At 43.1% G+C, this 12823-nt stretch carries 14 protein-coding genes; 6 read left to right on the forward strand and 8 right to left on the reverse strand.

Annotated features, from left to right (window positions below; all coding sequences use genetic code 11):
- Positions 1–62 precede the first annotated feature (62 nt).
- From DTQ70_RS07945 to DTQ70_RS07955, 3 genes are all read right to left on the reverse strand, one after another.
- Entirely contained in the window at positions 63–1211 is a 1149-nt protein-coding gene (locus DTQ70_RS07945; protein WP_122934309.1) for a DUF1624 domain-containing protein, read from the reverse strand.
- Between the two features lie 112 nt (positions 1212–1323).
- The gene (locus DTQ70_RS07950) at positions 1324–2217 is read right to left on the reverse strand and encodes a dioxygenase (RefSeq protein WP_122930316.1); all 894 of its coding nucleotides are present in this window, start codon (positions 2215–2217) and stop codon (positions 1324–1326) included.
- A 279-nt stretch (positions 2218–2496) separates the two neighbouring features.
- Positions 2497–3369 (reverse strand): SDR family oxidoreductase, encoded by an 873-nt coding sequence (locus DTQ70_RS07955; protein ID WP_122930317.1) that lies wholly within the window; start codon positions 3367–3369, stop codon positions 2497–2499.
- 125 nt (positions 3370–3494) lie between these two features.
- Here DTQ70_RS07955 and DTQ70_RS07960 point away from each other — a divergent pair, with 125 nt between their 5' ends.
- Complete coding sequence (locus tag DTQ70_RS07960; RefSeq protein ID WP_122930318.1) at positions 3495–3893, forward strand: helix-turn-helix domain-containing protein; 399 nt, start codon at positions 3495–3497, stop codon at positions 3891–3893.
- A gap of 78 nt (positions 3894–3971) precedes the next feature.
- Positions 3972–4316 (forward strand): zinc ribbon domain-containing protein YjdM, encoded by a 345-nt coding sequence (locus DTQ70_RS07965; RefSeq protein WP_122930319.1) that lies wholly within the window; start codon positions 3972–3974, stop codon positions 4314–4316.
- Between the two features lie 85 nt (positions 4317–4401).
- On the opposite strand, the gene DTQ70_RS07970 is transcribed toward DTQ70_RS07965, so the two are convergent.
- From DTQ70_RS07970 to DTQ70_RS07980, 3 genes are all read right to left on the reverse strand, one after another.
- Positions 4402–5106 carry a LytTR family DNA-binding domain-containing protein gene (locus DTQ70_RS07970; protein WP_122930320.1) on the reverse strand — a complete coding sequence of 235 codons (705 nt, stop codon included), beginning with the start codon at positions 5104–5106 and terminating at the stop codon, positions 4402–4404.
- Positions 5103–6032 carry a sensor histidine kinase gene (locus DTQ70_RS07975; RefSeq protein ID WP_164489921.1) on the reverse strand — a complete coding sequence of 310 codons (930 nt, stop codon included), beginning with the start codon at positions 6030–6032 and terminating at the stop codon, positions 5103–5105. Before DTQ70_RS07975 ends, DTQ70_RS07970 begins: the two co-directional genes overlap by 4 nt.
- A gap of 163 nt (positions 6033–6195) precedes the next feature.
- On the reverse strand, positions 6196–6852 hold the full coding sequence (locus DTQ70_RS07980) for a hypothetical protein (protein WP_122930322.1): 657 nt from the start codon (positions 6850–6852) through the stop codon (positions 6196–6198).
- Between the two features lie 174 nt (positions 6853–7026).
- Here DTQ70_RS07980 and DTQ70_RS07985 point away from each other — a divergent pair, with 174 nt between their 5' ends.
- The 3 genes from DTQ70_RS07985 to DTQ70_RS07995 all read left to right on the forward strand — a co-directional run bounded on the left by DTQ70_RS07985 (position 7027) and on the right by DTQ70_RS07995 (position 9519).
- Positions 7027–8325, forward strand: coding sequence for a prolyl oligopeptidase family serine peptidase (locus DTQ70_RS07985; protein ID WP_122930323.1), 1299 nt, complete (start codon positions 7027–7029; stop codon positions 8323–8325).
- Between the two features lie 378 nt (positions 8326–8703).
- Positions 8704–9213 carry an XAC2610-related protein gene (locus DTQ70_RS07990; RefSeq protein ID WP_122930324.1) on the forward strand — a complete coding sequence of 170 codons (510 nt, stop codon included), beginning with the start codon at positions 8704–8706 and terminating at the stop codon, positions 9211–9213.
- A 42-nt stretch (positions 9214–9255) separates the two neighbouring features.
- Entirely contained in the window at positions 9256–9519 is a 264-nt protein-coding gene (locus tag DTQ70_RS07995; protein ID WP_122930325.1) for a hypothetical protein, read from the forward strand.
- A gap of 7 nt (positions 9520–9526) precedes the next feature.
- On the opposite strand, the gene DTQ70_RS08000 is transcribed toward DTQ70_RS07995, so the two are convergent.
- Positions 9527–11110 (reverse strand): Na+/H+ antiporter, encoded by a 1584-nt coding sequence (locus DTQ70_RS08000; RefSeq protein WP_122930326.1) that lies wholly within the window; start codon positions 11108–11110, stop codon positions 9527–9529.
- A 77-nt stretch (positions 11111–11187) separates the two neighbouring features.
- Here DTQ70_RS08000 and DTQ70_RS08005 point away from each other — a divergent pair, with 77 nt between their 5' ends.
- Positions 11188–12060, forward strand: a complete 873-nt coding sequence (locus tag DTQ70_RS08005; RefSeq protein WP_122930327.1) for a ribokinase — start codon at positions 11188–11190, stop codon at positions 12058–12060.
- Positions 12061–12219: 159 nt separating this feature from the next.
- Here the strand turns inward: DTQ70_RS08005 and DTQ70_RS08010 are convergent, their stop codons facing one another.
- Positions 12220–12672 (reverse strand): hypothetical protein, encoded by a 453-nt coding sequence (locus DTQ70_RS08010; protein ID WP_122930328.1) that lies wholly within the window; start codon positions 12670–12672, stop codon positions 12220–12222.
- Between the last annotated feature and the right edge of the window lie 151 nt (positions 12673–12823).

A 12823-nucleotide genomic window follows, 5' to 3' on the forward strand; every position in this document is an offset into this window, starting at 1 on the left:
CAAAATGTGCAAAGGGCATGTGGCAAATTTGAACCTGCGGGGCTAAGATTCTTTTCGCTTCGTTAAATATACCGTAACCAGGTTTTGTGGGTATTTGCTTTTTTGTATTTCCCAAACCATCGGCACAACGGATACAGCGCTCCGACAATCCCTATCCACACCAAATACACGCCCCAGAGTGGCAAGCCATTGGCGGCTTTGGGGCGACCAAAACTGAAACCAAATTCAAAGTCTTTGACCTCAAATCCTTGCGCAAAAAGAATGGCAAACATGGTCAAATGGACGATGTACCAATGTAATAAGTAATAAAACATCGGAACTTTGCCGTAGGTAGTAAAAAAACGACTGAGGGCGTTTTCTGTACTTTCAAAGCAGTACAAAAGCAAAAACATGGTTCCCAGCGTCATCAAATCATACAGAAGTGAAGGTGGATATTTGGTCACATTGATGAAAGATAGGAACGTAAATAAGCTATCTTTTTGAACCGACCAAGGCTGCGGATCGAGTAAAATATTGGCAAAACGAAGCACCACAAAAGCAACTAGGGCTGCCCCTCCCAGTTTTAAAAAAATCTGTTTTCGTTGTTCAACGGGCTTTTTAAAATAACTTCCAGCGCCGTATCCTGCCAACATAATGCCCAGCCAAGGAATGAGAGGATAACCCATAATCAGCGTTTTAGAAGCAGGCAATGGCAAGGCAGTTACCGAAAATATAGGCGTCAAAATAGTTCGTAATACCGAACCTTCGGGCAAGGTTAAGAGCGCAAATGCCCCGTGAAGCACCATAATAGCCACACCTACAACGCCCAAAGTTGAAGCAGATACTCGGTGCAACAAACCTAGTACGACGAAACTAAGCCCGATGGCTGCAATGACCTGAAACAGAAAGACATTGAAATGAATATCCCACCAAATACCAAAGGTAATAATGGTAAATTCTAGCAACACCAGCCACAACCCCCGTTTGATTAAAAACAAGTGATTACCTTCCTTTTGGGAAGACAAAAAAGCCGACGTCCCTGCTAAAAACACAAAGATGGGTGCGCAAAAATGCGTAATCCATCGGGTCATAAAAATGGATGCGGTGGTGGTCGTTAAGTTGGTAGGGTCAAGGGTCTGAGAGGGAATGTGAATCAAATCTCGAATGTGGTCGAGGGCCATAATGACCATCACAATGCCTCTTACGGTGTCAATAGAAGAGATACGTTTCATAAAATGGGCTAATTGGGTTGTTTGGGACATAAAGTCAAATGGGTATAAAAACTAATTGGCGGACACCATGTCCCGCCAATTAGTTTTAACTTTCTCAAAAACCCAATCCCTTCTAGCTCAGTACAAAACTCCGTTCACTAAAAGCGGGCAAGTTAGGTTTCCCTTCATAAAAATATCGTAGTTCGTCTTTAGGATCCATCAAACCAAGACTGTACAAAACAGGCACAAAGTGGTCGGGAGTGGGAGCCGCCAATTTTCCTAGTTTATGGCTTGTTTCGTACTTGATAATGTTTGAAACGTTTCGTTCACTAATCTGATTTTTTATCCATCCATCATACTCTGCTTCCCAGCCAAATGGCGTCATGTCGCCCGACCGCATTTTGGGGCCAAGAATTTGAAGATTATGAATCAACGAGCCACTACCGATGATTAAAACACCCTTTTCGCGCAAGGATTTGAGTTGTTTGCCCAATTCATAGTGGTACTGAGGTGTTTCGTAGTAGCTAATACTCATCTGAAAGACAGGAATATTGGCATTGGGAAACAGGTGCATCAGCATAGGCCACGCGCCGTGGTCGAGTCCCCAATCGGTAGTTTCTTGCACTGAAGGAATAATTTTGGTCACCTCTTTCGCAATATCGGGCGCTCCATGTGCGTGGTATTTGGGGTCGTAGTAATGCTTAGGGAAACCGTAATAATCGTAGATTTGCTGTTGCTCGGGCGAAATATTCACAAACGTACCCCTCGAACACCAGTGCGCCGAAACTACTAAGGCCGCTTTCACTTCGTATTTTTTCTGCAAATCAAGCCCCAATTCATACAACGCATTCCAAAAAGGGCGTTGTTCTTTCGATAAAGGGATGTCCATCGGGCTGCCGTGCGATGTAAACAACACGGGCATTCGGGTGCTTTGCGTGGGTAAAGTATCGGTATATTGTTTAAAACTGCTCAAGGTTCCCATGGCAGAAAGCGTTAGAAGTGATTGAATAAATTCCTTGCGTTCCATCGTAGTAAGGTTTTCTTCCTTAAAATAACGGTAATTTCTTTAAAAAACATGAATCCGAGGTTTCTTTCGTGGCCGAGGTTTCTTTCGTGGCCGAGGTTTCTTTTGTGGCCGAGGTTTCTCAAAACCTCGGCTGTGCATTCGGTTATGATTAACCGAATGCACAGCGAAAAAATCAGTTTCGTAAGCGAGGTTTTGAGAAACCTCAAGCGTCGGTTGTGAGCAACCGACGGCACCACAATGAGCAACTGACGGCACTACAATGAGCAACCGACGGCACTGCTAAACCGTTTCCAAGGCAAAAGCTTCTTTCAAGAAAGCCGACAACGGCGTTGTTTTACGGCTCAAAATAGTTTCAAGGATGGGTGAAGGCTGGTCGAAATCTTCGTTTTTCACCGCTGCGGCAAACAATACCGACATTAACACGATACCTTCTGGCAAGCCAAATTGCTTCAAAGCCCCTTCAAATGCCGCTGGTTCAGGATTAATGTAAGGTACATTTTTACCCGACAACGTAGAAAGCTCCGCCGCGATTTCGGCAAATGAATAGGCTTCCGAACCCGTCAACGGATACGTTTTGTTTTCGTGGCCTTCGGTTGTTAAAATTGTGGCAGTCGCTTCTCCCAATTCTTGACGGGCCGCAAATGCTACTTTTCCATCTCCTGCTGGGAAGAAAACGCCCGTTTCTAAGACACCTGCTCCCAAAAATAGTGGGACAACCTCGAAATAAAGGCTATTTTGGAGAAAGGTGTACGTCAATCCGCTTTCTTTGATATAGTTTTCCGTCTGAAAATGGTCGCCCAACAAAGGCTTCAAGGGCGACTCGTTGATGTCTTTCATTGCCACACCCGTATATAAAATATGCTTTACACCCGCATTTTTGGCGGCATCCACTACGTTTTTGTGTTGCCCCAAACGGTCATTAAAATCGTTGGAAGAAATTAAAAGCACTTTCTCAATGCCCTGTAATGCCGATGCCAACGATGCCTTGTCAAAATAGCTACCTACACGGATGCTAACCCCTTGGGCAGCGAGGTGTTTGGCTTTGGCTGCATCCCGCACCAAGACCGCGATTTCGCTTGCGGGCACTTTTGTAAGTAAATTTTCAACTACACTGCCTCCGAGTTGTCCTGTGGCGCCTGTTACTAATATCATGGATGTAAAAGTTTATGTGAATGTTTGTTTTGATGGTCACAAAAGTAGGTTAACTTTGCTATGGAAAGTATAGCGATATACAAAAGTATAGCACTATCATATAGTATAGCAACTTGAATATCAACATGATACAATCACTAAGGTCTGTCGAAAATGTAAAAAAATGCCCCGTCTCCTACGTTTTGGCCGTGCAAGACACGCTCAATGCCTTTCAGGGAAAGTGGAAAATGCCTATCATCGGGACGTTGCTGTTTGGTAAAAAACGGTTTAAGGAAATCGAACGGGAAATCTCAAAAATCACTCCACGGATGCTTTCTCAAGAGTTGAAGGATTTGGAAGCCAACGGCATCATCAGTAGGAAGGTCTATAATACCATTCCAGTTACAGTAGAATACGAACTCACCGAATCGGGGGAACAATTGCACAGGGTGATTGATACGATGATTGAGTGGGGATTGCAGCATCGCCAAACCAACATTATGGACAATTTACCTGCGTTTAGCGATGTACGCAATGCAGGATAAATTGCGGGGAGGTATTTTATATGTCTTTTTGTGGCTAAATTTCCTACTTTTGCGGCCTAATTAAAATAAAACCTTCCTATGTCAGAATTTCCTCCTTGCCCCAAATGTGGTAGCGAATACGCTTATCCAAGCGATGGTATGTTAGTGTGCCCCGAATGTTTTCACGAATGGAACCCCGAAGATACGGAGGTAGAAGTGGTAGAAGGTGAGTTGAAAGTACTAGATGCCAACGGAAACGTCCTTCAAAACGGTGATTCGGTAGTGGTTATCAAAGATTTACCCGTGAAAGGTGCACCCAAACCCATTAAAGCGGGCACAAAAGTGAAAAATATCCGCCTCACCGACGGCGACCACAACATCGACTGCAAAATCGACGGCTTTGGTTCGATGGGACTCAAATCGGAGTTTGTACGTAAGGCATAGAGCCAAATTTCTCAAATCGTTCGAATGTAGAATTTCTCGGATTTATAAAACGATTCAAAAATTCACCCACGAACGATTTGCCTTTTTACATTTCCTTTTTTATCAGCTTCTCCACTCCTTCTCGGTACGTCTCACCCACCGAAAATTCTTTTTCCCCCACAAAAACACTATTTTTTCGGATAGCGGTGATGCTCTTAATGGACAACAACCACGATTTGTGAATACGAATAAACAGTCCTAAAGGCAACTCACTTTCTAAATGTTTGAAACTAGTACGTACAACCAAAGGTTTGTTGGAACTTTTAAGGTGAATTTTTACATAATCCCCCAAACCCTCAATCCACAAAATATCCTGAAAATGTACTTTGACTTGGCTATAGTCTGCATTGACAAAAAAGTAATCATTTGCCACAGTCATTGATTTTTGATTTCTTAGCTCATGCAGTTCTTTCGCTCGATGACAAGCCCGTATAAATCGCTCCAAAGGAACAGGTTTAATAAGGTAATCAATCACTGCTAGTTCAAATCCTTCGAGTGCGTACTGTTTGTAAGCAGTTATAAAAACCACCATTGGGCGCTGTTCGAGGCTATTCACCAATTGCAACCCTGACAACCCGGGCATTTGAATATCGGCAAAAATCAACTCTATTTTTTCGGAGTGAAGAACTTTTATGGCCTCAAACGCATCTCCACACGCTGCCACTAAATGCAAAAAAGGCACTTTGCTAATATTGTCTTGAAGAAGGCGTAAAGCCAGAGGTTCGTCGTCAATGGCGATGCAATGAATCATAGTGCCTTTTTATTCTCGTTGAAACTATTTTTGAGGTGTAATGCCAATTGAACTAAAAACCAACCGTCTCGTTCGGTAATCATTAGACGATGTTGACTGGGGTACAGCAATTCCAAACGTCGCTTGACATTGGCGAGTCCAATACCTGAAACCCTGTCTTTTTGGATATTTTTTGGGTTGTATTTATTATTTACTTCAAATAAAAGTTCATTTTTCTTTATTTCTAACTTAATCTCAATGACTGGGTTTTCAACCATGCCATAGCCATGTTTAAAAGCATTTTCCACAAAGGGAATCAACAACATCGGCTCAATCGTTTGCCAGCTTTCCGTGACCTTGAGTTGCTTATGTATCTGAATTTTTGAACCAAAACGTTGGCTCTGAAGCGCAATGTAACTTTCGAGGTACATTGCTTCGTTGTGTAGCGTCACTTTTTCTTCGTCGGTTTCGTACAACATATACTGCAATAGCGTCGAGAGCTGCACCACCGTATCTTCCAATTCTTCGCTCTTGAGGCGCACCATCGCCACTATATTATTCAGGACATTAAACAAAAAATGGGGACTGATTTGAGAGCGCAAAAAAGCAAGTTCGGTTTTTAAATTTTCTTTTTGGCGCTCACTGTTTGCGTAGTCTGCATTGATTTTATCCCAAAAAGCCTTCAAAGCGATACTGGTCAGTAACGTCAATAAGAACAAGCTAATATTGTGATAGGTAGCCCGCCCTAGCTGTGGTTGTATAGGTATATTAAGCAGTTCAAAAAGTGCATAATCAATAAGAATCATCACAACAAATACACCGACTTGGCTCAAAATAAAAAGCACAAATCGCCTTGTATATAGCAGTTGTGGAATGATGAATTGTGTATTCAAATAAAAGTAGGCAATCTTGATAACTTTATTGAGTTGATTGAGCTCGTAAAACATGTTTCTATGGTAGCTTTCACGCGCAGAATCCGTAAAATCCGACAGTAAAATAATATCTGGTAGCATTAAAAACAGTACCCAGGCCGAAAGGTGCAATAGCGGGGTTTTATACTTTAAAAGAATGTTTTTAAGCCTTACCATTGAATCAAAAAAACGAGTTTAACTACATAAATTTGTACTGAAAAAAAATCCCGACGTTACTTTTAACGTTTTTGGCGGGGTCGTAGTAATCTTGATTCAGCCCTAAGCCCGTCGAAAATCCCTTGTGAGACACTCCAAGGCGAATCACGGCCGCACTGCGTTCGTGAGTTGATGCGGCAACATTGTGGACGTATAACCCCTGCAAACGTCCATACAGGTTGAACTTCTTATCTTTAGGTGTGTATTCAAGATGAGCATAATTCGCCAATGTAGGCTGCTTTTTGAGATCAATCGTTGGATTGGCGACCAACACAAACTTTTTATTGGCATACACATACTCCAACCCCGCAATGGGTGAAAATCCCTTGAACGAGCTAAACGTCCCCCCCATAGTAACGCGTATCCCCTTGAATACATCATAGCTTAGTTGTACGTTTGAAAATAGTTCGTTGTTGGTTTTATCGGTGTTAGAGTAGTCGCCCGCTAACGTGGAAAGTGAAAAGAAGCCAAATTTACTTTGTGGGAAGTTTTTGATAATAGTCGTTTGTCCTTGAAGACGATTGTGGCCAAACAAAAACTCAACGGGAGTAGGTTTGGGAGGGGAAACGACTGGCTTTTCTTGGGCACATACCGCCGTCGAGAATAGGACTAGAAACAAAATAAAAATACGTTGTTGCATGGTTTAGTTTTTTTAATCAATAGGGTTTGCCCAAAACTACGGTACTGTAAAATACAACCATTTGAAATGATGTCAATTCCTGATTTTTTGCGGTCAACTCCTAATTCTTCTTTACCGTTGAATTTATTGGGCTCTTCCACTAACTTTGGCTGTTTACTTAATCTTTAACCTTTCATGAAAATACTACACCTTACCAAAGTCATTTGTTTTGCGCTTTTGTGCGCACTTTTTTTTGGCGTCCCCGCTTATGCTCAATCTTCTAAAGACTACACCCTTGTGGTGGAGGGCTACGATTGGGGGCCTGCGGTTAGCAAAGTAATTGTTGCGCTGGATGCACCCTCAAACAATGTTGATTTTAGAGATTTTACCGTTGCCGTGACGCGGAGTTCGGACTGCGCCACGATACCCGATGCCCTCAAAAGCGGCAATCGGACGGTGGTCTTTGCCTACATTTCCGATGCCCAAGGTTATCGAATCAAAGAAGGTTCGCACGCTACGCTCGTGCTGGCCGTAGCGCCCAACATGCCTCTTTCTTCACCTTTTCAGTACTCGCAGACTGGCCAATGCCGAGGCAATTCGTGGGTTAACTATCAAGTGACCGCTACAAACACCAAAACCAATCAGGTGTGGAACAAAGAAAAAGCAAGACTTCGTTCAGGCATCGACGAGTTTGATTTGACAGGAAAATATGAGTACGAAGCGGGCAAAACCATGTCGTACGCGGCTTTTACCCCTAAAAACAAGTCAGCCAAAAATCCCTTGATTATTTGGTTGCACGGTGGTGGTGAGGGTGGCACCGACCCCACCATTCCGCTGATTGGCAACAAAGCTTTCAATTATGCCTCTGTCGATATTCAAAAATACTTTGACGCCGCTTACGTATTGGTGCCTCAGTGCCCTGGTGCGTGGATGCACAACAAGGAGGGCGTAATGCAGCCTGGCTCGGGCGAGGACGTATATAACGTAGGGTTGATGGCGCTCATCAAAGCGTACGTGGCCCAGCACCCCGACATTGACCCCAAGCGTATTTACGTGGGTGGCTGCTCAAACGGCGGCTACATGGCGCTCAAGTTGATCTTAAAAGAACCTTCCTATTTTGCAGCGGGTTACATTAGTGCCTTGGCCTACCAATCGCAGTACATTACCGACGCCCAAATCAGCAGCATCAAAAATGTGCCGATGTGGTTTATCCACTGCAAAGAAGACGCCACAACTAAGCCTGATTTGACGGTAGTACCTGTTTATGAACGTCTGAAAAAGGCAGGGGCAAAAAATGTTTTTTTTAGCTACTACGACCACGTAACCGACCTTTCGGGCTTTTTTGGTGGCGACAATTATTACTACAACGGCCACTGGTCGTGGATTTACTCACACGTAAACCACGCCCAACTCGACTACGACGGCTCGCTCGTTCGCCTCAACGGCCGTCCTACCACCATCATGGAATGGATGGCCGCGCAGCGGAAGAAGTAGGGTGACTCTGGGTGTACGATATATTGCAGTTGACTAGGCTGACTTTTATGTTTACTATGTGTTTATTCTAATTTGCTCTATGTGTTTTAGAATAAATGCTCCTAAATCCTGCATTTATTCGTACACCCCTGACTTGGGAACATTGATGCTGAGCAAATTATAACGTATTTTCACCCCCAAAATTAACTTGAAAGTATAATTCGTATCATCTCGCAAATGGCAAAGTGGTTTCCTTTTCTTCTATATATAACTGTCTCAAATGCGTTATGGGCGCAGCATACATTTCTAATTACCCAAGCTCCCCACAATTATACAGTCAAGGTGAAGGTTGAAAAATGTACAGAATCTAACTGCCATGGAAAGGGGACAATAGAGTTAATGTCCAGCACTAAAAAAGGTGTTTCTCAAGTATTTACGTCGAAAAATATTGATTTTGATATTGTGAAGGGTAAAAACAATGTCATAAAATACGACCAACAGCAAGTACTAAAGTTTGATGATTTTAACTTTGATAATCAAATTGACCTTGCCATTCGGAACGGCAACAACGGCAGCTATGGAGCACCAACGTACGACATTTATGTGTTCAACAGTACGAAACAACGTTTTGTCAAAAGCGAAGAATTGACTGATTTGGTATTGGATAACTTGGGCATGTTCGAGGTGGATCACGCGCGTAAACGATTGATTTGCAAGGACAAATCAGGTTGCTGTTTGCTTCTAAAAACCGAGTACGAGGTCGTCTTCAGAAAAGGACTCAGAAAAGTACGCGAAGTTGAAGAAGATTCTGATGGTGAAACTGTAAAAGTGACGACCCGTGAACTAAAAAATGGACAGTGGGTATCCAACGTTAAAAAGTACAAAGTGGCATATTATTACAAACAGTAACGACTGCTACTTATCTTTGTGCCAAACAAACCCACGTTAAACATGGAAAATCCGTTTGGCACAAAAGATTATGGGCATTTAACGCTCGACGAATTGAGGGACGAAGAGAAAAAGCTAAAGTCGCAACGCATCCCGATGGCGATTTTTGTTGGCTTTTTGGTCGGAATTGCCATTTATTCAGCGACCCACAATGGCAAATTCCTTCCCGTCATTTTGATGATTACGGCTTTTATGATTGGTCGCAATGCCACTAATAAACTCAGAAACCTCCAAGCTGAAATTCAACGTAGAAATAGCCCATTTTAGGCTGCCCTTATTCGTTCAATCGGGCCTCTTCTAAGTCTAATTCGTGCTCTTTTCGGCGAAGCAATTCATCCGAATAGCTTTTCTCATTTCGTAGTTTATAAAGCTCACGGCGGCGTACGTTAACCAACTCCAGCAACATACGGCGGTATTTGGGCAAAAAGTGAGGCACCGCTTTCTCGGTATCTTCCTTTAATAATTTCTGATTGGCAATTTCGGACATTCGTTGGTACCGATCTTTGATACGAATATAGGCATCAATGGTTTCAAGTTCTGCAACGTAGTTAGTTTGCAAATGATTGAGCGCGGCATCTGCCAACCGAAGTCGAATCTCTACCTCTTGTTCTTTATCTTCGTTTTCTTCCTCACTGATTTTCAACCAACGAATAATAGGTGATAAACTGAGCCCTTGCAATACCAACGTAAACAAAATCACAACAAAGGTGATAAAAAGTAGTAAGTCGCGGTGGGGGAAAGGAATACCTTCTTTCAGCGTCAAAGGAATGGCCAAAGCAGACGCCAACGAAACTACGCCCCGCATTCCGCTCCAAGCAATCAAAAACTCATTCCGCCAACTCAACTTACGTTCCCTCTTATTGAGAAAACACGACAAGTACATACCAGAAAATACCCACATTAGCCTTATTAGCACCACTAATACACTTATCACTAATCCGTAAAAAACAAGTTCGGTCAAGGAATACAACTCAAGCGCCATAAAAATGGCGGGGAGCTGGAGGCCAATCAGGATAAAGACAAATCCATTGAGGATAAAAATAAAAACATCCCACACCGAATAGGCTTGAATGCGGGTATTGTAGGAAAACATTTCGTGCGAACGATAGCTCAAAAACAACCCGCCGCTTACTACCGCCATCACCCCCGAAGTGTGAAAATGTTCGGCAACGATGTACATCAAATACGGAGAAATAACGGTCAAAGAAGTATCAATACTGGCCGTGGTAGGCAAGTATTTGTGGATATAAAAAAGCACAAAACCAAAGACTAATCCAATCAAAACACCTACCCCTGCCACGACAAAAAAGTTGGTAGCTGCGTTGGTAAACGTAAATTCTCCCGTCAGAACCGCAGCTAACGCAAATCGAAAAACAATCAATGACGACGCATCGTTGATGAGGCTTTCACCCTCTAAAATGGTGACGACACGCTTGGGTACTTTCACGGTTTGTAGCACCGACGTCGCCGCGACTGCATCGGGTGGTGAAATGATGCCCCCCAACAGAAAACCCAGCGCCAACGGAAAATCAGGAATTAAAACCTTCATCACGAGCGCAACCGCCGTGGAAGTAAAAAATACGAGTCCAAAGGCCATCATGCTAATCGTTCGACGTGCGGCCCAAAACTCTCGCCATGAAGTGTACCAAGCCGCCGCGTATAATATTGGGGGCAAAAAAATGAGAAAAACAATATCGGGATGTAAAGTAACAACTGGAATGCCAGGAATAAAGCTAATCACCAAGCCCGCAAGTACCAAAAAAATGGGGTACGGAACTTTTAGCTTTTCACTGAGCATCGACAGCATCGACACGGCCATCAAAAGGGTTACAATAAGCAGTAAATTTTCGTGGATCATGGGAGAATGTACATGTGGATTTGGTAAAGTTAGCAAAATCAATCAAATTTAATTTTGACTAACGTTTCCAAAAATATATGAAAATCTTAAATTTTGGTTCTATCAACATCGACTATGTGTATGGAGTTCCCCACTTTGTAAAACCCGCCGAAACAATCGCCAGTACTTCGTACCAAGTTTTTATGGGGGGCAAAGGCTGTAATCAAAGTGTCGCATTGGCCAAAGCTGGTGTGCAAGTCTATCACGCAGGGGCTATTGGAGAAGATGGTGTATGGATAAAAAATCAACTGAACGATTGGGGTGTAAACGTTGATTTCTTAACAGTTTCCGACGGCCCAACGGGCCATGCCATTATTCAGGTGGAGCCCAATGGTCAAAATGCCATCATCATTCACGGTGGGGCTAATCAGTCTATCCATTCTGCCCAAATCCATCATGTGCTCCAGAATTTTGAAAAAGGGGACATTTTATTGGTACAAAATGAAATCAATGCTTTGCCCGAATTGCTCCTTGCGGCTTCCGAACGCGGCATGAAAATTTTCTTTAATCCCGCCCCTATGTCGGCCAGTGTTTTTGAATTGCCTTTGGAAACCATTGACGTTTTTATCATCAATGAAGTGGAGGGGGAAGAACTAACCAAGAGAAATACGGCAGAGGGTATTTTGGGAAAAATGGCCGAACAATTTCCCAACGCAGCTACGCTCCTGACGTTGGGCGAAAAAGGGGCACGCTACCAACATGCGTCCGAAATGAAATCCATTAATGCTAAAAAAGTAAAAGCCATCGATACCACCGCCGCAGGCGACACCTTTATTGGTTATTTTTTGGCCAACTGGGCATTGGGCGAAACCTTAGACACTTGCCTCCAAAAAGCCACCCAAGCATCCGCCATTTGCGTTACCCGTGCAGGTGGCGCGGTATCAATCCCATCCAAAGAAGAAGTAATGTAAGAAGCAAAAATCGTGTAGTCAGGTTCTCAAATCAAGTGTGAAGTCAGATTCTCAAATCTGACTAGGAGGTTTCTCAAAACCTCGATTATTTCAGTTTTGAGAAACCTCATGCGTTGGTGCTAAGTAACCAACAGCACTAGAACCGCTGAGTATAGGAAATTAGTTTTTCTTTCCTACAAAAGAGATGGCACCTAAATCAGCATCAACTGCCGAAATGGTAAGGACACCTCCTGTATAGGTAGCCACTTTTATGGTACCGCTGTAAGCTTCAATTTCGCCCGTAGCTGCTTTTTTGAGGGTTACTTCACCCAAATTAGATACATCGTCGGTGACTTTTCCTGAGGCATCTTTGTCAGTAAGGGTAAGAATGGCCGTTGCTTTGTCGTCAGCTACTTTTGTTGCCACAATCTTTCCCGAAAGTGTTACGCCCGTAGTAGGATTGGTAAACGGCATATCGGCGGTAAACCCACTAACCGTAACTTTGGTGAGGGTATATGTGCCAGCGACTTGGTCGCCCATCGAAGGTTCTGGTTCGTCTTTTTTGCTACATGAGGTAATGACAAAAGCCATTAAAAGTACCAAAAGTGCAGATGTTAAACGAAGCTGTTTCATAAATGAGTAGAGATGTTAGATGATTAGTAATGGTTAAACGGACATAAATCTAGCCACAAATATAGAAAATCATATACCGTTTATCGTATAGTTTGCCAAAGCATTTATTTAACGGACATTTTATTTAGATATTTTCTATTGTTTTTTAGCC

This window comes from Runella sp. SP2 (genome assembly GCF_003711225.1).
Lineage (GTDB): Bacteria > Bacteroidota > Bacteroidia > Cytophagales > Spirosomataceae > Runella.

Excerpts from the sequence above, each read along its gene's own strand:
- DTQ70_RS07945 (WP_122934309.1), bottom strand. The coding sequence starts at position 1,211 with ATGAAACGTATCTCTTCTATTGACACCGTAAGAGGCATTGTGATGGTC.
- DTQ70_RS07950 (WP_122930316.1), bottom strand. The coding sequence starts at position 2,217 with ATGGAACGCAAGGAATTTATTCAATCACTTCTAACGCTTTCTGCCATG.
- DTQ70_RS07955 (WP_122930317.1), bottom strand. The coding sequence starts at position 3,369 with ATGATATTAGTAACAGGCGCCACAGGACAACTCGGAGGCAGTGTAGTT.
- DTQ70_RS07960 (WP_122930318.1), top strand. The coding sequence starts at position 3,495 with ATGATACAATCACTAAGGTCTGTCGAAAATGTAAAAAAATGCCCCGTC.
- DTQ70_RS07965 (WP_122930319.1), top strand. The coding sequence starts at position 3,972 with ATGTCAGAATTTCCTCCTTGCCCCAAATGTGGTAGCGAATACGCTTAT.
- DTQ70_RS07970 (WP_122930320.1), bottom strand. The coding sequence starts at position 5,106 with ATGATTCATTGCATCGCCATTGACGACGAACCTCTGGCTTTACGCCTT.
- DTQ70_RS07975 (WP_164489921.1), bottom strand. The coding sequence starts at position 6,032 with ATGTTTTACGAGCTCAATCAACTCAATAAAGTTATCAAGATTGCCTAC.
- DTQ70_RS07980 (WP_122930322.1), bottom strand. The coding sequence starts at position 6,852 with ATGCAACAACGTATTTTTATTTTGTTTCTAGTCCTATTCTCGACGGCG.
- DTQ70_RS07985 (WP_122930323.1), top strand. The coding sequence starts at position 7,027 with ATGAAAATACTACACCTTACCAAAGTCATTTGTTTTGCGCTTTTGTGC.
- DTQ70_RS07990 (WP_122930324.1), top strand. The coding sequence starts at position 8,704 with ATGTCCAGCACTAAAAAAGGTGTTTCTCAAGTATTTACGTCGAAAAAT.
- DTQ70_RS07995 (WP_122930325.1), top strand. The coding sequence starts at position 9,256 with ATGGAAAATCCGTTTGGCACAAAAGATTATGGGCATTTAACGCTCGAC.
- DTQ70_RS08000 (WP_122930326.1), bottom strand. The coding sequence starts at position 11,110 with ATGATCCACGAAAATTTACTGCTTATTGTAACCCTTTTGATGGCCGTG.
- DTQ70_RS08005 (WP_122930327.1), top strand. The coding sequence starts at position 11,188 with ATGAAAATCTTAAATTTTGGTTCTATCAACATCGACTATGTGTATGGA.
- DTQ70_RS08010 (WP_122930328.1), bottom strand. The coding sequence starts at position 12,672 with ATGAAACAGCTTCGTTTAACATCTGCACTTTTGGTACTTTTAATGGCT.